Raw genomic sequence first — 22,766 nt, forward strand, 5'->3', positions numbered from 1 at the left:
TTTCACAACCGCGCGAGGGCGATCGCCTCGCGGTTATTTGGGATGGGCGAGCAAAATCAGCGGAGCGCGCCGAAAAAATCCCGCAACAGCGCGCTCGCTTCACCATCACCGATCCCTGGAAATATCTCGGGTCGATGGTGAATCGTCGGCTGCGAAAATAGGCGTGGCCCATATTCGACCGCCCCGCCCTTCGGGTCGCTCGCCCCATAATAAAGCCGCGCGATTCGCGCATGGGCGATCGCGCCGGCACACATCGCGCACGGTTCCAGCGTTACCCACACATCACAATCACTCAATCGATCCGATCCGATTGCCGCCGCCGCCGCGCGAATCGCCAGCATTTCGGCATGGGCGGTCGGGTCATGCAGCGCGCGGGGTGCGTTCGCGGCGGTCGCGATGATGCGCCCGTCGAGCACCACCACCGCGCCGACCGGAACCTCCCCCGCCGCCGCCGCATCGGCAGCGGCGGCAAGCGCGGCACGCATCGGGAGGGGGAGCGGAAACATTGCACTGCCATGCCCCACTTGCTGCCGAATCGGCAAATCGTGGCAGCGCCCGACCGATTATTGCGTCGTAACGGCGTTGCCATCGGCGCTGACCGGCTTGTTGACCTTCAGCGTCGGCACCGCAATCGTCCTGGTCGTGGTGCCGACCGTCGGCACTTCAATCGTCTTGTTTTCGGTGCCGAGTTCGACGGTCGCCATGTTGGCACTCACTTCCGGTGCCTTGCCGCCATTCACGCTGAGCGTCGGCAGCGTGCCCGCCTTGGTGTCGATCTTGAGCATTCCGAGCGAGACAAGCGCGACGACGGCAAGCGCGGCAAGGCCGACTAAAGCTAAAAGAAAGCGCATGGATCTTCTCCCGTGTTCTGCAACATCGAATCGTTACCGTAACCAAACCGGCGTCGACGCTTATGGTTGCATCACCATATCGAATCGACCCGGACGGTTGACCGCCGCGCTTACGTTCGGTATGCGCCCCGCCTTCACGAGCCTCTTCATGGGCTCACGGACATTCAGGAATTCACGATGTCGCGCATCTGCGAACTGACCGGCAAGGGCCGGATGGTGGGTAACAACGTTTCCCACGCGAACAACAAGACCAAGCGCACGTTCTTGCCGAACCTGCAGAACGTCACGCTCATCTCCGACGCGCTCGGCACCAGCGTGAAGCTGCGTGTCTCGGCACACGGCCTGCGTTCGGTCGAGCATGTCGGCGGCCTCGACAACTGGCTGGTCAAGACGACTGACGACAAGCTGTCGCTGCGCGCGCGTCGCCTGAAGCGCGATGTCGCCAAGAAGCTGACCGCCGCACCGCAGGCTGCCGCGTAAAACCCCTCAGTTCCGGTTGCGCTTCGGCGCGACCGGATCGAGCCTGAACTTCAGCAACAGGCTGCGCTGTACCGACAACTGGTTATCGTCCGAGACGAGCCAGATGATCGTTGCAGCGCCTTCGCGAGTCGTGGTCACGCCCTCGAAATTGTCGTGGATCAACGGTGCGGCCAGCGTTGCGATGTCGCGCCCGCGCACGCTCGCCCCCGGCTTGACCTGCGCCGGATCGACCACCGTCAACACATTCGAAAAGCGCGCCCAGGCGAATCGTCGGTTGAGGATCAGCCAGCGCCCGTCGGGCAGCACGGTCATGTCGCTTGGATCGTACCCTCGTGGCGGGATGTAGTTGAAGCGAAAGCCCCAGCGTGGCCGCCGCACCGGATCCCCATAAAAGACGATGCCCGCGCGCCCGCGTGCCTTGGGCCAGGGATCGGCCTCGGCGATCGTGACCATTCCCCCGCCGGGCAGCACGGTCATCGCCTCTGGCCCCTGATTTGCCGGCCAGCGCGCCATTGCCGGGGGCGCGACATGGCCAACCGCGCGCAGAAACCGCGAATCATACCGCCAAAACTGGTTGTAGCTTTCGAACCCAACCCAGACCTCCCCCGTCTTGCGATCGATGCTCATCGATTCGCTGTCACGGTCACGCTTGAACCAGCCGATGCCGGGCCCGGCGGGCAATTCCGCGAAACTCGGATTCCGCACCCGCCAGTCCGCCCCCATCGCGAATCGGACGATATCGCCGCTGTCGCTCAGCAGCGTAAAGCGATCCCCCGCTATGCTCAGCGAGGAGAAGCCGCCAAATTGCGGATCATGGCTGCGCAATTGCACCCCGCCCAGCCACACCAGATCCCCCACGCGCGTTAAGGTTGGTCGCGCGGGATCGAGATCAACACGATCGGCGTGAAAGAACGGGTCCGCTCCCAGCACAATCCGCCGCCCGGGGACCACCGCGTCCGGCACGAGCAGCAAGAGAAGCAAAACCGACCAGAAAATGCGCATCCGAAGCCCCTGCGGGAGGCGGCATCGCCGCGCAACAGCGATTTGCGCGCCGCTGCGTCGATGAACCGCGGCTAACAAGCCCATTCAGGCTCACCTCAGCCCGACTCGAGCATAACCCCACTATCGGAACACCAACCGGGAGATGCACCATGTTCGAGAAACTGACGCTTGCCGCCACGGCAATGGTCATGACCGCTTCCGGTCTGGCCGCCACCCCTGCCGCTGCCCAACGCTATGATGGCGGGCAGGCTTATGCGTACGACCAAGCCTATCGCGACGGCTATAATCGCGACGACGGATATCGCGACCATCGCACCTATCAGGACGACCGCCGCGATTATCGTGACGATCGCAACGATGGCTATTATCAGGATCGCCGCTATTACAGCCGCGCGCGCAACCGCTGCAACAGCGACCGTGGCACGATCATCGGTGCGATCGCGGGCGGGTTGCTCGGCAACGTGATTGCCGGTCGTGGGGATCGCACACTCGGCACCGTTTTGGGTGCAGGCGGCGGTGCGCTCGCCGGTCGCGCGATCCAGAAGGACGGCCAGCCGGGCTATTGCCGCTGAACACGCGCCCACGCCCTTAAGAACGCCCCGCTGTGTTGCGTAACAGAGGGCGGAGGCCGGTTTCCCTGCGGAAACCGGCCTCCTTTCATTTTCGGGGCGCGGCGCGCGCCCGGCACTCAATACATATGTTGCCCACCATTGATGCTGAGCGTCGAGCCGGTGACGAACCCGCCTTCCTCCGAACACAGGAAAGCGACGCCGCGTGCGATTTCGCTCGCCTGGCCCAGTCGCCCGACCGGGATCTTGGCAACGATTTTCTCCAACACATCCGCCGGGACCGCCGCGACCATGTCGGTATCGATATAGCCCGGCGCGATCGCATTCACCGTTACGCCCGCACGCGCGCCTTCCTGCGCCAACGCCTTGGTAAAGCCGTGAATGCCCGATTTCGCGGCGGCATAATTGACCTGACCATATTGGCCCGCCTGGCCGTTGATCGACCCGATATTGACGATCCGCCCCCATTTACGGTCGCGCATCCCCGGGAACACCGCCTTGGCCATGTTGAAGCAACCGCCCAAATTGGTGTCGATCACCTCTTTCCACGCCTGATAAGTGAGCTTCAGGATCGTACCGTCGCGCGTGATGCCGGCATTGTTGACCAGCACGTCAACCGGCCCCAACGCCTCGACCACCTTCGCCGTGCCCTCCTGGCAGGCATCGTAATCCGCCACATCCCATTTGAACGCAGCGATGCCGGTGCGTTCGGTAAATTCGCGCGCGCGGTCATCATTGCCGGCATAGGTCGCAGCGACCGTCATGCCTTGATCCTTCAGCGCGAGGCTGATCGCCTCCCCAATCCCGCGAGTGCCGCCGGTTACGATCGCGACGCGTGTCATCAAACTCTCCTCTTAGGATCTATCGCCCAGCCCACGCTACGCGGACGGCGTCCACCCTTCAAGTTGACACGCAAGTAAAACACGCAACATATCGATCCCGATTTCCCCCGCATTAAGGCAGGGAAGGTAAGCGAAGTGGGTGCCGCCCTTTTCTTCGAAGCTTTCGCGCCCGCGAATCGCCAGTTCCTCCAGCGTTTCGAGGCAGTCGGCGGAAAAACCCGGCGCGAAAATCGCGACCCTGGTAATACCCTGGGCGGGCAGCGCATCGAGCGTGGTGTCGGTCGCGGGGCCCAGCCACTTTGCGCGCCCGAAGCGCGACTGGAACGCGACCGTCAACGGTCGGCCCAAGCGCTCGCCCAACACGCGCGCGGTCTTCTGGCAATGGCAGTGATAGGGATCGCCCAATTCCAGCGTGCGCTGCGGCATCCCGTGGAAGCTGGCGATAATCGCCTGCGGCTCGAAATCGAGCGCGGCGAGCCCGGCGGTCAGCGATTGCGCCAGTGCTTCGATATAGGCAGGATCGTCATAATAAGGCGGCAGGGTGCGCACGGCGGGTTGCCAGCGCATCTTGGCCAGGGCCGCAAAGGCCTTGTCATTGGCGGTCGCGGTCGTCGCCCCGCAATATTGCGGATAGAGCGGGGCAACCAGAATGCGCTCGCATCCCGCATCCTTCATCGCCTGCAAACGATCGCCGATCGCGGGATTGCCATAACGCATTGCCCAATCGACCAGCACGTTCGGCCCAAAGGCGCCTTGCAGCGCCGCGCTTTGCGCCTTGGTGATTGCCGCCAACGGGGAGCCATCTGCACTCCACACCTGGGCATAGGCATGGGCGGACTTTTTGGGCCGGGTGTTGAGGATGATACCGCGCAGGATCGGCTGCCACAGCAAGGGCGGAATTTCCACCACGCGCCGATCCGACAGAAATTCGGCGAGGTAGCGCTTCACCGATTTCGCATCGGGCGCATCAGGCGTGCCGAGATTGGTGAGCAACACGCCAATTCTGGGCGTGGGAATCACCGGGTGTCCGGCGGGGAGGAGGACAGACATCACACGGTTCCCGGAATGAGCGGCAGGCGGCGCAAGCGATACCCCGTCGCGGCTTGCAGTGCGTTGGCGATGGCGGGCGCGACCGGCGGCACGGCGAGTTCGCTCACCCCGCCCGGTTCCGCCTCGCTCGAAATCAGTTCGACCGTAATGTCGGGCGTGTCGGCCAGCCGTGGCAGGCCGAGATCGCCAAAGCCGCGCGCCTCGGCCAGATTGGCCTTGAACCCGGTCGCGCTGCCCGTCGCCGCCGCCATGCCGAACAGTAGCCCGCCTTGAATCTGCTGGCGGACGATGTCGGGGTTGATCTGCCGCCCGCAATCGACCGCCGCGACGATACGATCGACGCTGACCGCCTGCCCCTCGCCGACATGCGCCTCGACCAGCACCGCGATATGGCTGCCGCGAAAGCTGTGACAGGCAATGCCCTGCCCGCTACCGGCGATGCCGCCCTCCCAACCGCCGAGCGAAGCCGCCGTCGACAGGCACCGCGCCAGCCGCGCATCCCCGCCCAGCATTCCGATACGGAACGACAACGGCTCGGTCCCCGCGACATGCGCCAGTTCGTCGAGAAAGCATTCGGTGAAAAAACTGGTGTAACTATGCGCGCCCGAGCGCCAATGCCCGGTCGGCACGCCGATATCGGCCGGGTGATGATCGATCGCATAAGCCGGAATCCGGTAGAAGGGCGTGGCCCCGGCCACCGCATAGCCATCGCCGAAGGGAGCAACGGCTTGCGCCGCGCGGAACCCCGCATCGTGCGCCAGCAAGCGCCCGGCCAGTTCCCGCCCGGTCGCGGGGGCAGCAATCTTGGCGAGCCAGCCGAGGATTTGCCCGTTGCCACCGAGCCGCGCCGCCATCCGCGCCATCGCCGGGGGACGATAACGGTCGTGCAGCAGATCCTCCGACCGGCTCCACACCAGTTGCACCGGGCGCGTGAGGCTGTGCGCCAGCACCGCCGCCTGCGCCGCGCACTGCGTTTCCAGATTCGCGCCGAACGAGCCGCCGATCAGCATCGGATGCACCAGCACCGCATCCTCGGCCAGGCCAATCGCCGCCGCCGCCGCACTGCGCGCCAACCCCGGCGCCTGGGTCGGCAACCACAGCTCCAGCCGCCCATCCCGATAGTGCGCGGTCGCGGTCATCGTCTCGATCGCGGCGTGCGCGGCAAGGCCGACATGATAATCGGCGGTCACCACGCGCGCGCCCTTGAACACCGCCGACAAATCGCCCTGTCGCGCAATGCGCGCACCGGGCCCGTCGAGCGCGGCCTTCAGCGCCGTGTTGATGCTGGCGGTGCTGACCAGGCGGCTTTTGGTCTCAAAGCGTGGGGCGAGCGCATCGAGCGCGGTGTTCGCCGCCCACCAATTATTGGCGACCGCCGCGACCCAGCGATCGTTGGTGACGACGTGCAACACCCCGCGAACGCGCTCCGCCGCCGTCCGGTCAACCCGCACCAGCCTGCTGTCGCCCACCGGCCCCTGACGGATGCTGGCATAGACCATGTCGGGCAAGCGCACATCGCCCGCGAAATTGGCGGAGCCATCGATCTTGGACGGGCCATCGAGCCGGGGCAGCGACTGGCCCGACAAACGGTCGCCACCATCCCCGCGCAGCGGCAGCGGATCGGGCAGCGTGCCCCCCACCGCCTCTGCCGCCAGTTCGGCAAAGCGCAGCCGGTTGTTGCCGTGGATGACGAAACCTTCGGCTGTGGTGCAACCCTGCCACTCGACCTTCCAGCGCCGCGCTGCGGCCTTGCACAACAGCACGCGCGCCGCCGCGCCCGCCGCGCGCAGCGGATCCTCGAACGCGCGAACCGAGGTCGATCCGGCGGTCAGCATCAGCCCCATTCGCCCGGCATGGGCATCGCGCCACGCCTCGACCATCCCGCCGCCCGGCTGCTCGAACAGCGCGCGCGCGCCAAGCATATTGGCGTAAAGCGGGTTGAACGGCGCCGCCTCCACCGCAACCGTGCGCCAGTCCGCGCCCAGTTCATCAGCAATGATTTGCGGCAGCGTGGTATAGACGCCCTGGCCATGTTCGGCTTGCGGCACCGCCACGGTGACATGCCCGTCATCGCCGATCTTGAGCCACGCGCCGAACACGCTTTCGCCCTTGTCGGCGGTGAGATTGCCGGAATAGCGCTGCGGCCACAGCCCCCACGCCACCACCAGCCCAACCCCCGCCCCACCACCGATCAACAGCGTGCGACGATCGATCTTCGGGGGTGCGGGGAAAGCCATCGCCTTGCTCTATCGTGCCAAGCGTGCCGCCGCCAGTTCGGTATGGCTATGCCGCGACCGCTTCCGCCGCCAGCGCACGATATTTCGCGCGGATCGAGACCTTGTCGATCTTCTCGGTGCCCAGTCGCGGCAGCGGCGTATCGACGATCCAGATGCGCTGCGGCACCTTGAACGCCGCGATATGCGCAAACAGGAATTCGCACAGCGCCTCGGTCGTCAGCGTCTCGCCCTCGCGTGGCAGCACCACCGCCCCCGGCACTTCGCCAAAGCGTTCATCGGCCAGACCGAATACTGCCGCCTCGGCCACCGCCGGATGTTCGTAAATCGCCGCCTCAACTTCCTGGCACGAGATATTTTCGCCGCCGCGAATGATGATGTCCTTCTTGCGATCGACGATGAACAGATAGCCGTCCTCGTCGAGATAGCCGATGTCGCCGGTCAGGAAATAGCGGTCGGCGGTGAAGGCTGCTGCGGTGGCGTCGGGTCGCCCGTAATATTCGGTGAAATTGCAGACCGAACGAATACCGACCTCGCCGCGCTCCCCCTGCGCAACCGGCTTGCCCGCACCATCGAGGATCGCGAGATCGACCAACGGCGCCGACGCACGCCCGGTCGAATTGGGCTTGGCCAGATAATTGTCGCGAAAATTGCCGCAGCCAACGCCGTTGGTCTCGGTCAGGCCATAACCGAGCAACGGCTTGGGACCGCCCATTTCGTCGGCGATGCGGCGGACATGCTCGACCGGGCGCGGTGCCCCGCCCGCTGCAAAGTCCGTCACCGACGACAGATCATAATCGCCGCGCTTTGGATGCGTTAGAATCTCGAAGCTCATCAGCGGCACGCCGACAAAATAGCTGATCTTTTCAGCCTGGATCAGCCGCATCGCTTCCTCGGCATCCCATTTCGGCATCAGCACGAGTTTACGCCCCATTGCGAAGCTTTGCAGGAACACCGGCACTTCGGCGGTGACATGGAACAGCGGCACGTTGAGCAAGGTCGCGGGTTGGCCAACCGGCGGATTGCCGTCGGCGGTCGTGATGCCGAGCATCACCAGCGCTTGCGCAAGATAGTTGAACACGCCTTGCGTCACCGCCCGGTGATTGCTGATCGCGCCCTTCGACTGCCCCGTGGAGCCCGATGTGAACAGGATCGTGGCGGGGTCTTCGGGCGCGATGGTCGGCAGGGCGACGTCGGCCGGCCCAGCCAACGCCGCAAGCGCGTTGCCAAGCGGCTGCAGATCATCGATCGTCACCACCGCGACATTGAGCCCATCGATATCGGCCAGCCGTTTGGCGCGCGGCGGATCGGCAAAGACCAGGCGGCATTCGACCTCGGCCACTGCGGTTGCCAGTTCCTCGGACTGCCACCAGCCGTTGAGCAGCGTCGCGACACCGCCCGCCATCACGATGCCCATGTACAGCGCGATCCACGACGGCGAATTGCGCATCGCAATGCCGATTCGGTCACCGGGCGCGACCCGGTGCTGCGCAACCAGGCCCTGCGCTACGCCCTGTGCGATGGCATAAACCTCGGCGAAGGTCAGCCGTTCGGGCCCCGCGACCAGGAACGGCAGCTCGGCGTGATTCGCACAATAATGCGCGAAATAGGGTGGCAAGGTTTGCGGCACGCCGGTAATGAGCGGCAGCTCGACGCCACCTGCCGTTACGGTTCCCAGCGAAAACGGAGCCCCGGGCCCGGTGAGCCCCGCCAGCGCGGCATCCATTCGCAGGTCCAGTTTGCTCGGCATTTCGCTCTCCACTTGGTCTTATCGCCTTGCGCCATTATGGAGGCGCAAATCCTCGGGGAAAAGCCTTGATCCTGACCGCCGCCCTGCCCGTGCTCGCCAATGCCGCTTCGACCGCGCAGGGCCATATCCACTTCGCCGATCTCCATCTCGATCCGGTGGCGCTCGACCTGCGTTTCTTCCAGATCAAATGGTATTCGATCGCCTATATCACCGGCATTCTGGTCGGCTGGTGGTATCTGCTGAAGCTGCTGCGCCAGCCGGGCGCACCGATGGCGCGGCGCCACGCCGATGATCTGGTGTTCTACGCAACGCTCGGCATCATTCTCGGCGGGCGGCTGGGCTATGCACTGTTCTACGCGCCGCAATTGCTGACCTCATGGGGCCTGTTCAAGCTGTGGGATGGCGGCATGTCGTTCCACGGCGGGATGATCGGTACTTCGATCGGCATCATCCTGTTCGCGCGCTCGCAAAAGCTCGATTGGCTGCGCGTGCACGATTATCTCGCCTGCGCGGTGCCGTTCGGGCTGTTCTTCGGACGAATCGCCAATTTCGTGAATGGCGAATTGTGGGGCAAGCCGGCGGATGTGCCCTGGGCAATCGTGTTCCGCGACACGGTACAAAGCGGCATGATCGAACCCGCCCGTCATCCGAGCCAATTGTACGAGGCCGGGCTGGAAGGCATCGCCTTGTTCGCGGTGCTGTGGTTCGCCTTCTGGAAGACCAAGGCGCGCTATGAACCGGGTAAATTGGTCGGGCTGTTCCTGCTTGGCTACGGCGTGGCGCGCTTCACCGTCGAATTTTTCCGCGAACCCGATGCGCAGTTCAACGAATGGTGGGGCGGTTTCTTCGCGCACACCATTCACATGGGCCAGGTACTGACGCTGCCGATGATACTCGGTGGGCTCTATCTGATCGTCACCGCCAAGGGGCGTCGCCACCGCGTCGTACCAATTGCGGGCGACGCGAGCGTGGCATGACCTTCTCCCCTCCCGCTTGCGGGAGGGGACGGGGGAGGGCATGGCGCTTTCGATATGCTGACGGATTCCCCTCCCCCAGCCCCTCCCGCACGCGGGAGGGGAGATTTGGCTGTCCCTCCCATAAGCGGGGAGGGAAGTCTGGCCGACCGCCTCGCCCGCGCGATCACGCTGGCCGGGCCGATTTCGCTCGCGCAGTTCATGGCGGCGGCCAACCAGCATTATTACGCGACGCGCGATCCGCTTGGCAGCACGGGCGATTTCACCACCGCGCCCGAAATCAGCCAGATGTTCGGCGAATTGATCGGCCTGTGGGGCGCCGACCTGTGGGACCGCGCCGGGCGCCCGCAAGCGGCATGGGTCGAACTCGGGCCCGGTCGCGGTACGCTCTCGGTCGATGCGCTGCGCGCGGCGGGCAAGGCCGGTTTCACGCCGCCGGTGCATCTGGTCGAAACCAGCCCGGTGCTGCGCACGGCACAAGCCGGGCGCTTGCCCGATGCGAGCTGGCACGACGCGATCGATACGCTGCCAAGCGATCGCCCGCTGATCGTCATCGCCAACGAATTTTTCGATGCGCTGCCGATCCGCCAACTCGTCAAGGGTGCAGGCGGCTGGTTCGAGCGGCTAATCGCCTGTCAGGACACGCTGTTCCTGCCGATTGCGGGCAAGCAAGTGCCCGACGCGGTCATCCCCGAGGCCTTGCGCGATGCCGATGCGGGTTCGGTGATCGAGACATCGCCCGCCAGCGTGGCGATCCTGCGGGGCCTTGCCCAGCGCATCGTCGCGCAAGGCGGCGCGCTGCTGATCGTCGATTACGGCTATCACGGCCCCGCGATCGGCGACACGCTGCAGGCGGTGCGCGGCCATGCTTATGCGAACCCGTTCGACACACCCGGCGAACAGGATCTAACCGCGCATGTCGATTTCGGCACGCTCGCCGCCGCAGCGATGGTTGAGGGTGCGCGGGTCGCGGGGCCGGTTGGGCAAGGCGCGTTTCTCGGCGCGCTCGGCATCGCCGCCCGCGCGGCCGCCCTCGCCGCCGCCGCGCCCGACCGCGCCGACGGCATCGCCGCCGATCACCAGCGCCTGACCCAGGCGATGGGTTCCTTATTCCAGGTTCTGGCGGTTTCGTCCCCCGACTGGCCACTCCCAGCGGGGTTCGCATGATTCAGTACCGTGACGCGCGCACCATCGACGGCCCCGCCCTTGCGGCAATGGCGCGGCAATCGTTCACTGAGACCTTCGGGATGCTCTACCCAGCATCCGACCTGAGCGCGTTCCTCGATGAGGCGTTCGGCCCGAATGGCTTGCCCGCCCAGCTCTCCGACCCCGATTTCGCGATCCGGCTGGCGCTGAACGACGGCGAGATCATCGGCTTCGTCAAGATGGGCCCGGTCACCTTCCCCGGCGAATGGCGGCCCGATGCGATCGAACTTTACCAATTCTACGTCCTCAGCGCTTGGCACGGACACGGCGTCGCGCAGGAGCTGATGGCGTGGTCGCTCGGCCACGCGCGCAGCCACGGCGCGCGCGAAGTGATCCTGAGCGTCTATGTCGACAACCACCGCGCGCACCGTTTTTATGAAAAATACGGCTTCCACGACATCGGGCGGATCGCCTTCCGCGTCGGCGCGACGGTCGATGACGACAATCTGATGCGGCTGGTGCTGTGAGCGCGCCCGTACCAGTCGAGGTGATCCGCGCGCCCATGCTGGCGGGGACCCGGCATGGCTTTCTCGGGCGCATCGGCGGCGTTTCGGTCGGCATCCATGCCGGGCTGAACATCGGCATCGGTTCGGATGACGATGCCGCCGCCGTCGCTGAAAATCGCGCGCGCGCGATCGCGGCGGTGCTGCCCGGCGCGCGGTTGCTGTCGCCCTATCAAGTGCATTCCGCCGATTGCGTGACCGTGACCACGCCCTTTGATGACACCGCGCGCCCTCATGCCGATGCACTGGTCACCGATCGCCCCGGCCTTGCGCTCGGCATCGTCACCGCCGATTGTGCGCCGGTGTTGCTGGCGGATGTGCAGGCCGGGGTGGTCGGGGCAGCGCACGCCGGATGGAAGGGCGCACTTGGCGGCGTCACCGATGCCACCATTCAGGCGATGGTCGCGCTCGGCGCGCAACGCGACCGCATCGCCGCCGCGATTGGCCCGTGCATCGCGCGCGCCAGTTACGAAGTTGATGAGGGGTTTGCGCGCCGCTCCGAAGCCGATGACCCGGCCAATGAACGCTTCTTCGCCGAAGGACGCGCGGGCCATTTCCAGTTCGACCTGGAAGCCTATGTCGCGCACCGTATCGCCGCGGCAGGCGTGCCCCGCGTGGCGATGCTCGGGCTCGACACCTATGCCGACGAAGCGCGCTTCTTCAGCTTCCGTCGCGCAACGCATCGTGGCGAACCCGGTTATGGCCGCCAAATCTCGATTATCGCGCTATAACCTCAGGCCGCTGGTATCTTTTCCAGAAACGCACGCACCGCGTCCGAAATGGCGAGCGGCTTGCCCGTCGGCAAATGAACGTTGACGATCACCATGTCGATCACGGTGTGTAGCTCGCCCGTTACCGCGTGACACAATTCGAAACGCTGCGTGAGGCTGGAGCCGCCGACGCGCGCAATACGGACGAAGGCCTCGATCGTATCGCCCCACACGAACGGCTTCAGATAATCGATCTCGGTCCGGCGGACGTGGAATTCGGTATGTTCCCACGCTTCACCGAGCGCGGCACCGATCCCGGTCCATTCCCAGAATTCGCTGACCGCGACATCGGCATATTCGAGATAGCGCGAGTTGAAGACGACCTTCTGTCCGTCGATTTCCGCATAACGGACTTTGAAACGGGTCGAAAAAGCAAAGCCGGGACGCGACATCAAAATAGCAACCTAAAACCGACGATAGCGAGCACCCCCGCGAGAATCGGGCTGAGCACGCGATCGGATATGCGCGATGCGATCAGGCTGCCAACGATGATTCCGGGAATAGAACCAAGTAGCAGCGAAAACAGCAATGTCCCGTCGACCGACCCCAGCAACCAATGCCCAAAGCCGCCGAGCAGCGTCAGCGGCACCGCATGGGCGATGTCGGAGCCGACCAATCTGTTGATCGGCAAGGTCGGATAGAGGATCAGCAGCGCGGTCATCCCAAGCGCGCCCGCGCCGACCGAAGTGATCGACACCAACACCCCCAGCACCGCGCCGAGCAGCACCGTCAGCCAGGTGAGGCGTGCCGTCCCGATCGTACCGAACAGGTGCGTCAGCGAGCCGACAATCCGCATCCGGAAAATCGTCGCCACCGCCGACAGCACCAGCGTGACGCCGAGAATCGCCGAAATCGCGTGCCCGGTATCCTGCTTTTCCGATGCGTAATGCAGCACCATGATCGTCAGGATGGTTGCCGGTACGCTGCCCGCCGCGAGCCGCGCCACCACGCGCCAGTCAACCGTCCCGCGCCAGCCATGCACCGTTGTGCCTACGGCCTTGGTGGCAGAGGCGTATAGCAGATCGGTGCCGACTGCGGTGGCCGGGTGGAAGCCGAAGGCAAGCACCAAGAGCGGCGTCATCAACGAGCCCCCGCCAACCCCGGTCAGCCCGACGAGCAGCCCGACGAGCACGCCGGCCAGCGAATAAAGCGGTGTGATAATCATCCGGGCCGGCGGTCAGTCGGCTTTCGTGCTGGGAATGTTGACCCCCATCGACACCAGATACTTTTTCACGTTGCGCGCCGCCTGCCGCAGCCTCTGTTCGTTTTCAACCATCGCGATGCGCACAAAGCCTTCCCCATTTTCACCGTATCCCACCCCTGGCGCAACCGCGACCTTGGCGTGAGTCAGTAATTGTTTGGAGAACTCAAGGCTGCCTAGGTGGGCGAGCGCGGGCGGCAGCGGTGCCCAGGCGAACATCGAGGCTGGCGGAGCGGGAATATCCCACCCGGCGCGACCGAAACTCTCGACCAGCACGTCGCGGCGCTTGTGGTAAAGCTGGCGATTGGTCTCGACAATGTCCTGCGGCCCGTTGAGCGCGGCGCACGCCGCCGCCTGAATCGGGGTGAAAGCGCCATAATCGAGATAGGACTTCACCCGGCTCATCGCCGCGATCAGCGTTTTGTTGCCCACCGCAAAGCCGATCCGCCAGCCCGCCATCGAATAGGTCTTGCTGAGCGAGGTGAACTCGATCGCAATGTCCTTCGCGCCGGGTACTTGCAGGATCGATGGGGTTGGCTTGCCGTCGAAATAAAGCTCGGAATAGGCCAAATCGGAGATGATCCAGACCTTGTTCTCCTTCGCCCACGCGACCAGCCGTTCGTAGAAAGCGAGATCGACCGCTTCCGCCGTAGGGTTGGACGGATAGTTGACGACCAGGATCGACGGACGCGGGACGGTGAAGGCCATCGCGCGTTCCAGCGATTCGAAATAGGCATTGTCGGGCGTCGTCGGCACCGCGCGGATCGTCGCTCCGGCAATGATGAAGCCGAAGGTATGGATCGGATAGGACGGGTTGGGCGCAAGCACGACGTCACCCGGCGCGGTGATGGCGGTGGCGAGGCTGGCCAACCCCTCCTTGGACCCCATCGTCACCACGACTTCGGTCTCGGGATCGACATCAACACCGAAGCGGCGACCGTAATAATTGGCCTGTGCGCGGCGTAGCCCCGGAATACCCCTGGACTGCGAATAGCCATGCGCATCGGGTTTGCGCACCACTTCGATCAATTTCTCGATGACATGCGGCGGGGGTGGCAAATCGGGGTTGCCCATGCCGAGATCGATGATGTCCTCGCCGGTCGCCCGCGCTTCCGCTCGCATCGCGTTCACTTCGGCGATGACGTAGGGCGGCAGACGCTTGATGCGATAAAATTCGTCGGACATTGCAGGGATTCCGGCTGGAGGGAGCCCTTCCTTACGCCATTATGTGTCGTGCCGTCACCCCGCCGCACACCAATATAACCGGATGCCGGGGTTTTGCGTCGGCCCGACGATGCGCGCTTTCATCAACGGGGGTCGCCGGGGTAGGGTGGCGTACACCAAAAAGAGGATGTCATGGCCGAATCCACCAAAACCGCCGCCACCGCCATGCCCAGCCTCGCCGAGCTGCAGCACTGGACCTGGGTTCTTGGTCGCGCGCAGCAAATGCTGCTGGAACAGGGCCTCGCAACCCTGGGTGCGGCGGAATCGGCTTTACCCGCGTTTCCGGGCCTGACCGACCCGGAAACGCTGGCGCGCGCGCGCGATTTCTGGACCGACAGCCTCACCCTCTGGCAACGGATGCTCGTCCCCGGTGAAGCGCCACCACCCGCAGAAGAAACGCCAGAGCGGGCGCGGGACAAGCGCTTCAAGGATCCGCGCTGGCGCGACGACCCTTTGTTCGACTGGATTCGCCAGAGCTACTTCCTGTTTTCCGACCAAATGCTCGCTCAGGTCGAAACGCTGCAAGGCGTGGACGATAAACAGCGCGAACAGATGCGCTTTGCTACGCGCGGCTTTCTCGATGCGATCAGCCCGTCCAATTTCCCGGCCACCAACCCCGAGGTGCTCGAAAAGACGATTGAAACCGGCGGCGAAAATCTGCTCAAGGGCCTGCAGAACATGCTGGCCGATCTTGCCAAGGGGCAGGTGACGCACACCGACCAGACCGCCTTCGAACTTGGGCGCAACCTGGCGACCACGCCAGGCAAGGTGATCCACCGCACCGATTTGTATGAACTGATCCAATATGCCCCGACCACCCCCAACGTGCTGGCGGTGCCGCTGGTGATCTTCCCGCCGTGGATCAACCGTTTCTACATCCTCGATCTTACCCCCGAAAAAAGCTTCATCCGCTGGGCGGTCGAACAGGGCATCACCGTCTTCATGGTTTCGTGGCGATCGGCCGATGCCAGCATGAAGGATGTGGTGTGGGACGATTATATCGCCGCCCAAATCGATGCGATCGACACGGTGCGGCGCGTGCTGAAGGTGCCCGCGGTCCACACCATCGGCTATTGCGTGGCGGGCACGACGCTCGCCGCGACGCTGGCAGTGCTGGCGGCGCGAGGGGAAGGCGACAAGGTCAAGAGCGCGACCTTCTTCACCGCGCAAGTCGATTTCGAGAAAGCGGGCGAACTGCTGTATTTCGTCGCCGACGATCAGCTTGAGTTGCTCAAGACGCTCACCCCCGACGGCTTTCTCGACGGGCGCTACATGGCGGCGGTGTTCAACCAGTTGCGCGGGCGCGACCTGATCTGGAACTATGTCACCAACAATTATCTGCTGGGCAAGGACTATGCCCCGTTCGACCTGCTGCACTGGAATGGCGACACCACCAACCTGCCCGCGCAGTGGCACATGCGCTATCTCATCGACCTGTACCGCGACAATTTGCTGAGCAAGGCCAGGGCGCTGAGCGCGCTCGGTACGCCGATCGATCTCGGGCTGGTGACGACGCCAAGCTATATCCAGGCCGGTCGTGAGGACCATATCGCCCCAGCCGAAAGCGTGTGGGCGCTGATGCGGCTGTTTTCGGGCGAGCGGCGCTTCGTGCTGGCAGGATCCGGGCATATTGCCGGCGTGGTCAATCCACCGAGCGCGAACAAATATCAATATTGGCTCAACCCCGAACCGGTCGAGACGCTCGAAGCCTTCATCGCCGGAGCGCGCGAGACCAAGGGGAGCTGGTGGCCCGACTGGTTGGCATGGCTGCAAGATCAGGATGCGGCAACGGTCCCGGCCAAGGGCGCGCGGCAACCGGGCAAGGGTGCGCTCAAGGCTATTGAGGATGCACCGGGTCGGTATGTGAGGCAGCGCTAACGCGCCCAATAGGGACGCGGAACTCCGTAGTTTCACTTATGTTGCACTGCAACAATTTGCTTGTATTTGGTCTCGCCTCTGCTATATTGCATTGCAGCATTGGCGTAGGAGAGATCCGATCATGGCAAGCAAGGGCCCCAAGTCAGACGCGGCACCCAAGGCCGCAAAGCCGACCGCGAAGATCGTCGTTCCGTCGGCTGTCGCCGCGCCTGAAGCTGTTTCTGCAAAACCCGCTCCGCCCAAGGCGCGGGCTACCGCTGCGGCGGTGAAAACCCCATCGGTTCCCGCAGCGCCTCCGGCTCCGGTCACGGAAGCGCCCGAACCGGTCGTCGCGGCCCCCGCCGCCGACGTGGTGACACCGGCACCAGTCGTGGCAACCCCGCAAGAGGTTGCTCCGGTGGTGCCCGTGGCAGAGCCTGTGCTTACGCCTGACCCGGTTCTTACTGTCGAAGCCCCCAAACCCGTCGCCGCCGCCGCGCCGACCCCCACGCAAAAGGAAGTCGTTACTATGGAAAGCACCATCAAAGCCGCTACCGACAAGGTTCAGGAACAGGCCAAGGCGCTGTTCGCCGATGTTAACGAGCGCACCAAGACTGCGGTCGAAAAGGGCACCAAGCTGGTCGAAGAGCTCAACGAATTTTCGAAGGGCAATGTCGAGGCGATCGTCGAATCCTCGAAGATTGCCGCCAAGGGCATCGAGACGCTGGGCCAGGATGCTGCGGAATATGGCCGCAAGCATTTCGAAGGCGCTTCGGCTGCGCTGAAGGGTTTGTCGGGCGCCAAGACCCCGTCGGACTTCTTCAAGCTGCAGAGCGACTATGTCCGCAGCGCGTTCGACGCGATCGTCGCCGAAACCTCGAAGAACACCGAATCGCTGGTGAAGCTCGCCGGTGAGGTCGCCCAGCCGATTTCGAACCGCGTTGCGCTGGCCGCCGAGAAGATCAAGATCAGCGCATAAGCCGATCTTTGTCCTTGTCCGGACAGAAGAGGGCGGTCCCGGATGGGGCCGCCCTTTTCGTTTGCCCCCTTGCCCTCACCCCCTGCGATGCCATATTTTAGCGAATAGATGATCGACAGCACCACAATCTCGATGGCGGAACGCCGTGATGATGGCACCGGCGACGGGCCGGACGACGGCACGGGTCTGGGCGTTGCAACGCGCACCCGCGCCAAGACCAAACAGCCGACGCCGTACCGCGTATTGCTGTTGAACGACGATTACACGCCGATGGAGTTCGTCGTGCTGGTGCTCCAGCGCTTCTTCCGCATGGATATGGAAGCGGCGACGCGCGTGATGCTGCATGTCCACCAGAAGGGCGTCGGCGTGTGCGGCATCTTCAGCTACGAAGTCGCCGAGACCAAGGTCAGCCAGGTCATCGATTTCGCGCGGCAGAACCAGCATCCGCTGCAATGTATGCTGGAAAAGGCCTGATTTAGCCGGACGTTCCTGTGCGCCTCGTCGCAATTTGCCTATCGTGCTTGCACCGGCGGGGCGAGGCGATAAACGAGGTACATGGACCGTATTCTCATTCGCGGCGGTAATCGCCTGTCTGGCCGCCTTCCCATTTCCGGCGCGAAGAACGCCGCGCTCACGCTGATGCCGTGCGCGCTGCTGACCGAGGAGCCGGTGACGCTGCGCAATTTGCCGCGTCTGGCCGATGTCGACAGCTTTGGGCATTTGCTCAATCAGCTTGGCTGTTCGACGCGAATCGAGGGCGCGCGCCCCGAGGATTTCGGTCGCGTGATGACGATCCGCGCCGGCAAGCTGACCGCGACCGAAGCCCCTTATGACATCGTGCGAAAAATGCGCGCGTCGATCCTGGTGCTGGGGCCCCTGATCGGGCGCGCGGGCGAGGCGACGGTATCGCTGCCGGGCGGCTGCGCGATCGGCAATCGCCCGATCGACCTGCATTTGAAGGCGCTTGAAGCGATCGGCGCGCAGCTCGAAATGGCGGCAGGCTATGTCAAGGCCGTCGCGCCGGGTGGGCGCCTGTCGGGCGGCAAATACACCTTCCCGATCGTGTCGGTCGGCGCGACCGAGAATGTGGTGATGGCAGCGGTCCTCGCCAAGGGCGGCAGCCGGATCGAGAATGCCGCGCGCGAACCCGAAATCGTCGACCTGTGCAATTTGCTGGTGGCGATGGGCGCCAAGATTTCAGGCATCGGCACCGAGACGCTGGAGATCGAAGGCGTCGACCGGCTGCACGGCGCGACCTATCGCGTGATGCCCGACCGGATCGAAGCGGGCAGCTATGCCTGCGCTGCGGCCATCACCGGCGGGTCGGTCGAGCTGGTCGGCGTCAAGATGGACGATATGCGCGCGACGACCGAAGCGTTGATCGCGGCGGGGGTGACGCTGGAGGAACGCGGCGAGAATCTGCTGGTTTCCGCGACCAACGGCATCAAGCCGCTGACGCTGTCGACCGCGCCGTTCCCGGGTTTTGCGACCGACATGCAGGCGCAATTCATGGCGATGCTGTGCCTGGCCGATGGCGCGAGCGTGCTGACCGAGACGATCTTCGAAAACCGTTACATGCACGTGCCGGAACTGGCGCGGATGGGCGCGGACATCCTCGTGCAGGGCCGCACCGCCGTGGTGCGTGGCGTGCCAAAACTGGTTGGCGCGCCGGTGATGGCGACCGATCTGCGCGCCTCGATGAGCTTGATTATCGCCGGGCTCGTCGCCGAGGGGGAAACGCAGGTCAGCCGCGTCTATCACCTCGATCGCGGCTATGAACGGCTTGAGGAAAAGCTCAGCGCGGTTGGGGCCGATATCGAGCGCGTCGGCGACGGTTAAGCCGTCCGTTCCGGTACAGCAGCCGCATCGGCCTGAATGGCGAGCTCGGGCGCAACCGCTTCCCACGGGAAGATGAACCAGTCCTTGGTCACCGCGCGATCAATCTCGCGCGCATGATACTCAACGCGCTCGCCCGAGCGGATATTGTCGAGCAGCGTCGCGAAGCGCACGCTGCCCGGCACCGCCCCCGCCTCCGCCAGCATGGCACGCAAGCGTTTGATCGTGCGGCCAGTGTCGTTGATGTCGTCGAGGAACAGGAAGCGTTCGCCGCTCCGCGTGCGCTCGGCCAGTCGCGCGATCGGGTCGAGCGCGAAATCCTCGACCTGCGCCGAGAAATCGACCGACAGCATCGGCAGGCCGCTCGCGTGGCTGAGAAACACCGCCGGGACCAGACCGCCGCGCCCGATGCCGATCAGAAAGGTTGGCGACCATGCGGCATCCTCACCCAACCGCCCCGCCAACAGATGAATATCGGCGACGAAGCGCTCTTGTGGGATGGGGGTATAGATCGTCACGCTGCCGCCTCCACATAGGCGTCCAGCCGCGCCAGATGCTCGGCCACGGCGGTATCGGGCAGGAACGACCCCAGAAAACTGTTGCGCGCCAGCGTGACCAGATCGGCACGATCAAGCCCGCGCGCGGACGCCACCGCGCGGTAATTGTCGGCGATGTACCCACCGAAATAGGCGGGATCATCCGAGTTGATCGTCGCGCGCAGCCCGGCGCGCAGCATCCGGTCGATCGGATGCTCGGCCAGATCGCCCACCACGCACAGCTTGAGGTTGGACAGCGGGCACACCGTCAGCGTCATGCCCATGCGGGCGAGGCGGGTGACCAGCAATGGGTCCTCCAGGCTGCGATTGCCATGATCGAGCCGATCGACACCAATCACATCCAATGCCTGCACCACATAGTCGGGCGGGCCTTCCTCCCCGGCATGGGCAACCAGCTTGAATCCCCGCGCCCGCGCGGCGGCAAAGACGCGCGCGAACTTTTCCGGCGGGTGGCCAAGCTCGGAGGAATCAAGCCCGACCGCGGCAATCCGGTCGCGCCAGGGCTCGGCCTGTTCGAGCGTGACGAACGCATCCGCCTCGTCGAGATGCCGCAGGAAACTCATAATAAGCAACACCGTCATGCCGTGCCGGGCTTCCGCTTCAGCGATGGCGGAGAGCAGCCCGGTCATCACCGTATCGAACGCAATGCCGCGCGCGGTGTGGGTTTGCGGATCAAACATGATTTCGGCATGGACGACGCCATCGGCGGCTGCGCGATCGAAATAGGCCAGCGCAAGATCGTGAAAATCCTGCGCGGTCCGCAACACGTCGGCCCCGGCATAATAAATGTCGAGAAAATCCTGCAGCCGCGAGAAATTATACGCCGCGCGGACAGCCTCCACGCTGGCGAACGGGATCGCGACCTGATTGCGCTGCGCCAGCGCGAACATCAGTTCTGGCTCAAGGCTGCCCTCGATATGAAGGTGGAGTTCGGCCTTGGGCAGCCCTGCGATAAAGTCGGATGTGGTCATCGCGATACCATTGCGAGGTTGCGCGCCGTGGGCAAGCGGCGAACGCTCCCCACGGCCTGCTATTCACCGCTCGGGCACGCTCAAATCGCCGCCAGCGCCTGTTCGAAATCGGCAATCAAATCGTCGGCATCCTCGACCCCGATCGAGATGCGCACGAGATTGTCGGTAATGCCGAGCGCCTGCTTGCGCGCATCGGGCACCGACAGATGCGTCATCGCCGCCGGATGCGAGGCGAGTGTTTCGGTGCCGCCGAGCGACACCGCGAGCTTGGCGATTTTCAACGCGTCGAGGAAGGCGAACGCCTCCTTCTCGCCGCCCTTCAGGATCAGCGAGAAGGTCGATCCCGCGCCGGTGCAATGCCGCGCATAAATATCCGCCTGGCGCTCCATCCCCGGCGTGCTGTCGAGGAAGCCGAGATAGCCGACCCGTTCCACCTTGGGGTGGTCGCGCAGGAAGGCGCACACCTTGACCGCATTTTCGCCCGCGCGGCTCATGCGCAATTCGAGCGTTTCGAGACTGCGCATCAGCATCCAGGCAGTGTTCGGATCGCAGATGGTGCCGATCGTGTTGCGCATCAGCCGGATCGTGTTGATGTGCTCCTTGGAGCCAAGCACACCGCCCGCGACGAGATCGCTATGCCCGCCGGCATATTTGGTCAGCGAATAGACGACGATGTCGGCACCATGTTCGAGCGGCTTGAGCCAGAGCGGGCCGAGGAAGGTATTGTCGATCGCGATCGGCGGCTTTGCACCCTTGAAGATCGCGTCGCGGCTCGCAGCCACTGCCTGAATATCGACCAGCGCGTTGGTCGGGTTGGCGGGGCTTTCGAGATAGATCAACGCGACATTGCCGGTCGCCGCCTTGCTCATCACCGCATCGATCTCCGCGCGCGTCGCGCCCGCCGGAAAATCGAGCCAATGCACGCCGAAGCGACCAAGAATGCGCGCGATCAGCGTTTCGGTCGCGGCGTAGAGCGGGCCCGAATGGACGATCGTGTCGCCCGGCTTGACCATCGACAGGAACAGCGTCGCGATCGCCGACATGCCGCTGGAGAACACCAAAGCATCCTCCGCCTCTTCCCACACGCCCAGGCGATCTTCGAGGATTTCCTGATTTGGCCCGTTGAAGCGTGAATAAACCAGCCCTTCGGAGCCGCCGGGGCGCTTGCCGGTGACGCCCTCGAAATGGCGCTTGCCTGCGGCTGCATTGGGGAAAACATAGGTCGAGGTGGCGAAGATCGGCGGTTTGAGCGAGCCTTCCGACAACATCGGATCATAACCGTGGCCCATCATCAGCGTGGAGGCCTTCAGCTTGCGGTCGCCGATCTTTTCGATCGAGGGCTTGGGCTTGGTGCGCGGCGCGACGCCGGTCAGATCGGCTTCGGTCTGCGGGTCGGTCTGGTCGGTGGGCTTCGCCATGAGGGTGCATCCTGCGTCGAAAAATGATAGGAAGCCTTACCGCGAGATAGTCTCGAATGATACTATTTCGCGGCAGATCCTTTGGGGGGACAGGTGATGCCGATCGCAATCGTTTCGGTGCCGGTGACCGATGTGGCACGCGCGCGGCGCTTTTATGTGGAAACACTCGGACTGGTGGTGCTGCGCGACGAGGCGATGGGCCCCGACATGCGCTGGGTGCAGTTGCAGCCCAAGGATGGCGGCGCGACCGTCGCGCTGGTGACGTGGTTCGAGGCGATGCCACCCGGCTCGGTACAGGGGCTGATGCTGGCGGTGGATGATATCGACGCCGAACATGCGCGGCTGGAGGCGGCTGGGGCAACGGCGTCCCCGGTCGATGAACAGCCGTGGGGTCGCTTCACCATGCTGCAGGACCCCGATGGCAATGGCTGGATCGTCGCGCAATTGACCGATCCCAATGAGGTAAAGACGCGTTAGCGGCGCACCCGCCAC

At 64.3% G+C, this 22,766-nt stretch carries 24 protein-coding genes; 11 read left to right on the forward strand and 13 right to left on the reverse strand.

The genetic code is table 11. From position 1 onward, the window contains the following. Nucleotides 1–56 precede the first annotated feature (56 nt). Both WC704_RS04540 and WC704_RS04545 read right to left on the reverse strand, forming a co-directional pair. Nucleotides 57–485 (reverse strand): nucleoside deaminase, encoded by a 429-nt coding sequence (locus WC704_RS04540; RefSeq protein ID WP_372889095.1) that lies wholly within the window; start codon nucleotides 483–485, stop codon nucleotides 57–59. 78 nt (nucleotides 486–563) lie between these two features. Continuing rightward, the gene (locus WC704_RS04545) at nucleotides 564–851 is read right to left on the reverse strand and encodes a hypothetical protein (RefSeq protein ID WP_372888808.1); all 288 of its coding nucleotides are present in this window, start codon (nucleotides 849–851) and stop codon (nucleotides 564–566) included. Between the two features lie 177 nt (nucleotides 852–1,028). Between WC704_RS04545 and rpmB the strand changes: the two genes are divergently transcribed. Further along, entirely contained in the window at nucleotides 1,029–1,331 is a 303-nt protein-coding gene (gene rpmB / locus WC704_RS04550) for a 50S ribosomal protein L28 (RefSeq protein WP_010406662.1), read from the forward strand. A gap of 6 nt (nucleotides 1,332–1,337) precedes the next feature. Here rpmB and WC704_RS04555 read toward each other — a convergent pair whose 3' ends face one another. After that, entirely contained in the window at nucleotides 1,338–2,333 is a 996-nt protein-coding gene (locus WC704_RS04555) for an esterase-like activity of phytase family protein (RefSeq protein ID WP_372888809.1), read from the reverse strand. Between the two features lie 149 nt (nucleotides 2,334–2,482). On the opposite strand from WC704_RS04555, the gene WC704_RS04560 reads away from it, so the two are divergent. After that, complete coding sequence (locus tag WC704_RS04560) at nucleotides 2,483–2,905, forward strand: glycine zipper 2TM domain-containing protein (protein ID WP_372888810.1); 423 nt, start codon at nucleotides 2,483–2,485, stop codon at nucleotides 2,903–2,905. A gap of 116 nt (nucleotides 2,906–3,021) precedes the next feature. Here the strand turns inward: WC704_RS04560 and phbB are convergent, their stop codons facing one another. Genes phbB through WC704_RS04580 form a run of 4 tightly spaced genes read right to left on the reverse strand, consistent with a single transcriptional unit; the run spans nucleotide 3,022 to nucleotide 8,778 of the window. Next, nucleotides 3,022–3,744 carry an acetoacetyl-CoA reductase gene (phbB, locus tag WC704_RS04565; protein WP_372888811.1) on the reverse strand — a complete coding sequence of 241 codons (723 nt, stop codon included), beginning with the start codon at nucleotides 3,742–3,744 and terminating at the stop codon, nucleotides 3,022–3,024. 36 nt (nucleotides 3,745–3,780) lie between these two features. Then, nucleotides 3,781–4,794, reverse strand: coding sequence for a ferrochelatase (gene hemH, locus WC704_RS04570; RefSeq protein WP_372888812.1), 1,014 nt, complete (start codon nucleotides 4,792–4,794; stop codon nucleotides 3,781–3,783). Next, nucleotides 4,794–7,031 (reverse strand): molybdopterin cofactor-binding domain-containing protein, encoded by a 2,238-nt coding sequence (locus tag WC704_RS04575; RefSeq protein WP_372888813.1) that lies wholly within the window; start codon nucleotides 7,029–7,031, stop codon nucleotides 4,794–4,796. Before WC704_RS04575 ends, hemH begins: the two co-directional genes overlap by 1 nt. Nucleotides 7,032–7,077: 46 nt before the next feature. Next, nucleotides 7,078–8,778, reverse strand: a complete 1,701-nt coding sequence (locus tag WC704_RS04580) for a class I adenylate-forming enzyme family protein (protein WP_372888814.1) — start codon at nucleotides 8,776–8,778, stop codon at nucleotides 7,078–7,080. Between the two features lie 65 nt (nucleotides 8,779–8,843). On the opposite strand from WC704_RS04580, the gene lgt reads away from it, so the two are divergent. The 4 genes from lgt to pgeF are packed head-to-tail and all read left to right on the forward strand — an operon-like array spanning nucleotide 8,844 to nucleotide 12,192. Further along, nucleotides 8,844–9,755, forward strand: a complete 912-nt coding sequence (lgt, locus tag WC704_RS04585) for a prolipoprotein diacylglyceryl transferase (protein WP_372888815.1) — start codon at nucleotides 8,844–8,846, stop codon at nucleotides 9,753–9,755. A gap of 54 nt (nucleotides 9,756–9,809) precedes the next feature. Further along, nucleotides 9,810–10,919 carry a class I SAM-dependent methyltransferase gene (locus WC704_RS04590; protein WP_372888816.1) on the forward strand — a complete coding sequence of 370 codons (1,110 nt, stop codon included), beginning with the start codon at nucleotides 9,810–9,812 and terminating at the stop codon, nucleotides 10,917–10,919. After that, entirely contained in the window at nucleotides 10,916–11,425 is a 510-nt protein-coding gene (locus WC704_RS04595) for an N-acetyltransferase family protein (protein WP_372888817.1), read from the forward strand. The genes WC704_RS04590 and WC704_RS04595 overlap by 4 nt, the downstream gene beginning before the upstream one ends. Before the next feature lie 35 nt (nucleotides 11,426–11,460). Continuing rightward, a complete protein-coding gene (pgeF, locus tag WC704_RS04600; protein ID WP_372889096.1) occupies nucleotides 11,461–12,192 on the forward strand; it encodes a peptidoglycan editing factor PgeF in 732 nt (243 codons plus the stop codon). A 2-nt stretch (nucleotides 12,193–12,194) separates the two neighbouring features. On the opposite strand, the gene WC704_RS04605 is transcribed toward pgeF, so the two are convergent. From WC704_RS04605 to WC704_RS04615, 3 genes are read right to left on the reverse strand one after another with little or no spacing between them, the layout of a single operon-like run. After that, nucleotides 12,195–12,623: an acyl-CoA thioesterase gene (locus tag WC704_RS04605; protein ID WP_372888818.1), complete on the reverse strand. Its 429-nt coding sequence runs from the start codon at nucleotides 12,621–12,623 to the stop codon at nucleotides 12,195–12,197. Further along, on the reverse strand, nucleotides 12,623–13,396 hold the full coding sequence (locus WC704_RS04610) for a sulfite exporter TauE/SafE family protein (RefSeq protein ID WP_372888819.1): 774 nt from the start codon (nucleotides 13,394–13,396) through the stop codon (nucleotides 12,623–12,625). Before WC704_RS04610 ends, WC704_RS04605 begins: the two co-directional genes overlap by 1 nt. A gap of 12 nt (nucleotides 13,397–13,408) precedes the next feature. Continuing rightward, nucleotides 13,409–14,617 carry an LL-diaminopimelate aminotransferase gene (locus tag WC704_RS04615; RefSeq protein ID WP_372888820.1) on the reverse strand — a complete coding sequence of 403 codons (1,209 nt, stop codon included), beginning with the start codon at nucleotides 14,615–14,617 and terminating at the stop codon, nucleotides 13,409–13,411. 171 nt (nucleotides 14,618–14,788) lie between these two features. On the opposite strand from WC704_RS04615, the gene WC704_RS04620 reads away from it, so the two are divergent. The 4 genes from WC704_RS04620 (at nucleotide 14,789) to murA (ending at nucleotide 19,331) form a co-directional block, all read left to right on the forward strand. Next, the gene (locus WC704_RS04620; protein WP_372888821.1) at nucleotides 14,789–16,534 is read left to right on the forward strand and encodes a PHA/PHB synthase family protein; all 1,746 of its coding nucleotides are present in this window, start codon (nucleotides 14,789–14,791) and stop codon (nucleotides 16,532–16,534) included. 121 nt (nucleotides 16,535–16,655) lie between these two features. After that, nucleotides 16,656–17,492 (forward strand): phasin family protein, encoded by an 837-nt coding sequence (locus tag WC704_RS04625; RefSeq protein WP_372888822.1) that lies wholly within the window; start codon nucleotides 16,656–16,658, stop codon nucleotides 17,490–17,492. A gap of 132 nt (nucleotides 17,493–17,624) precedes the next feature. Next, the gene (clpS, locus tag WC704_RS04630; protein ID WP_029622891.1) at nucleotides 17,625–17,966 is read left to right on the forward strand and encodes an ATP-dependent Clp protease adapter ClpS; all 342 of its coding nucleotides are present in this window, start codon (nucleotides 17,625–17,627) and stop codon (nucleotides 17,964–17,966) included. An 81-nt stretch (nucleotides 17,967–18,047) separates the two neighbouring features. Further along, nucleotides 18,048–19,331: a UDP-N-acetylglucosamine 1-carboxyvinyltransferase gene (murA, locus tag WC704_RS04635; RefSeq protein WP_372888823.1), complete on the forward strand. Its 1,284-nt coding sequence runs from the start codon at nucleotides 18,048–18,050 to the stop codon at nucleotides 19,329–19,331. On the opposite strand, the gene WC704_RS04640 is transcribed toward murA, so the two are convergent. From WC704_RS04640 to WC704_RS04650, 3 genes are all read right to left on the reverse strand, one after another. Then, the gene (locus WC704_RS04640; RefSeq protein ID WP_372888824.1) at nucleotides 19,328–19,846 is read right to left on the reverse strand and encodes a phosphoribosyltransferase; all 519 of its coding nucleotides are present in this window, start codon (nucleotides 19,844–19,846) and stop codon (nucleotides 19,328–19,330) included. The genes murA and WC704_RS04640 overlap by 4 nt on opposite strands. Beyond that, nucleotides 19,843–20,856 (reverse strand): adenosine deaminase, encoded by a 1,014-nt coding sequence (locus WC704_RS04645; protein WP_372888825.1) that lies wholly within the window; start codon nucleotides 20,854–20,856, stop codon nucleotides 19,843–19,845. Before WC704_RS04645 ends, WC704_RS04640 begins: the two co-directional genes overlap by 4 nt. 80 nt (nucleotides 20,857–20,936) lie before the next feature. Beyond that, nucleotides 20,937–22,274 (reverse strand): cystathionine gamma-synthase family protein, encoded by a 1,338-nt coding sequence (locus WC704_RS04650; protein WP_372888826.1) that lies wholly within the window; start codon nucleotides 22,272–22,274, stop codon nucleotides 20,937–20,939. A 96-nt stretch (nucleotides 22,275–22,370) separates the two neighbouring features. On the opposite strand from WC704_RS04650, the gene WC704_RS04655 reads away from it, so the two are divergent. Continuing rightward, nucleotides 22,371–22,751: a VOC family protein gene (locus tag WC704_RS04655; protein WP_372888827.1), complete on the forward strand. Its 381-nt coding sequence runs from the start codon at nucleotides 22,371–22,373 to the stop codon at nucleotides 22,749–22,751. Nucleotides 22,752–22,766: the final 15 nt, after the last annotated feature.

This window comes from Sphingomonas sp., from assembly GCF_041661885.1.
GTDB lineage: Bacteria > Pseudomonadota > Alphaproteobacteria > Sphingomonadales > Sphingomonadaceae > Sphingomonas.

Excerpts from the sequence above, each read along its gene's own strand:
- WC704_RS04540 (WP_372889095.1), bottom strand. The coding sequence starts at position 485 with ATGCGTGCCGCGCTTGCCGCCGCTGCCGATGCGGCGGCGGCGGGGGAG.
- WC704_RS04545 (WP_372888808.1), bottom strand. The coding sequence starts at position 851 with ATGCGCTTTCTTTTAGCTTTAGTCGGCCTTGCCGCGCTTGCCGTCGTC.
- rpmB (WP_010406662.1), top strand. The coding sequence starts at position 1,029 with ATGTCGCGCATCTGCGAACTGACCGGCAAGGGCCGGATGGTGGGTAAC.
- WC704_RS04555 (WP_372888809.1), bottom strand. The coding sequence starts at position 2,333 with ATGCGCATTTTCTGGTCGGTTTTGCTTCTCTTGCTGCTCGTGCCGGAC.
- WC704_RS04560 (WP_372888810.1), top strand. The coding sequence starts at position 2,483 with ATGTTCGAGAAACTGACGCTTGCCGCCACGGCAATGGTCATGACCGCT.
- phbB (WP_372888811.1), bottom strand. The coding sequence starts at position 3,744 with ATGACACGCGTCGCGATCGTAACCGGCGGCACTCGCGGGATTGGGGAG.
- hemH (WP_372888812.1), bottom strand. The coding sequence starts at position 4,794 with ATGTCTGTCCTCCTCCCCGCCGGACACCCGGTGATTCCCACGCCCAGA.
- WC704_RS04575 (WP_372888813.1), bottom strand. The coding sequence starts at position 7,031 with ATGGCTTTCCCCGCACCCCCGAAGATCGATCGTCGCACGCTGTTGATC.
- WC704_RS04580 (WP_372888814.1), bottom strand. The coding sequence starts at position 8,778 with ATGCCGAGCAAACTGGACCTGCGAATGGATGCCGCGCTGGCGGGGCTC.
- WC704_RS04590 (WP_372888816.1), top strand. The coding sequence starts at position 9,810 with ATGCTGACGGATTCCCCTCCCCCAGCCCCTCCCGCACGCGGGAGGGGA.
- WC704_RS04595 (WP_372888817.1), top strand. The coding sequence starts at position 10,916 with ATGATTCAGTACCGTGACGCGCGCACCATCGACGGCCCCGCCCTTGCG.
- pgeF (WP_372889096.1), top strand. The coding sequence starts at position 11,461 with ATGCTGGCGGGGACCCGGCATGGCTTTCTCGGGCGCATCGGCGGCGTT.
- WC704_RS04605 (WP_372888818.1), bottom strand. The coding sequence starts at position 12,623 with ATGTCGCGTCCCGGCTTTGCTTTTTCGACCCGTTTCAAAGTCCGTTAT.
- WC704_RS04610 (WP_372888819.1), bottom strand. The coding sequence starts at position 13,396 with ATGATTATCACACCGCTTTATTCGCTGGCCGGCGTGCTCGTCGGGCTG.
- WC704_RS04615 (WP_372888820.1), bottom strand. The coding sequence starts at position 14,617 with ATGTCCGACGAATTTTATCGCATCAAGCGTCTGCCGCCCTACGTCATC.
- WC704_RS04620 (WP_372888821.1), top strand. The coding sequence starts at position 14,789 with ATGGCCGAATCCACCAAAACCGCCGCCACCGCCATGCCCAGCCTCGCC.
- WC704_RS04625 (WP_372888822.1), top strand. The coding sequence starts at position 16,656 with ATGGCAAGCAAGGGCCCCAAGTCAGACGCGGCACCCAAGGCCGCAAAG.
- clpS (WP_029622891.1), top strand. The coding sequence starts at position 17,625 with ATGGCGGAACGCCGTGATGATGGCACCGGCGACGGGCCGGACGACGGC.
- murA (WP_372888823.1), top strand. The coding sequence starts at position 18,048 with ATGGACCGTATTCTCATTCGCGGCGGTAATCGCCTGTCTGGCCGCCTT.
- WC704_RS04645 (WP_372888825.1), bottom strand. The coding sequence starts at position 20,856 with ATGACCACATCCGACTTTATCGCAGGGCTGCCCAAGGCCGAACTCCAC.
- WC704_RS04650 (WP_372888826.1), bottom strand. The coding sequence starts at position 22,274 with ATGGCGAAGCCCACCGACCAGACCGACCCGCAGACCGAAGCCGATCTG.
- WC704_RS04655 (WP_372888827.1), top strand. The coding sequence starts at position 22,371 with ATGCCGATCGCAATCGTTTCGGTGCCGGTGACCGATGTGGCACGCGCG.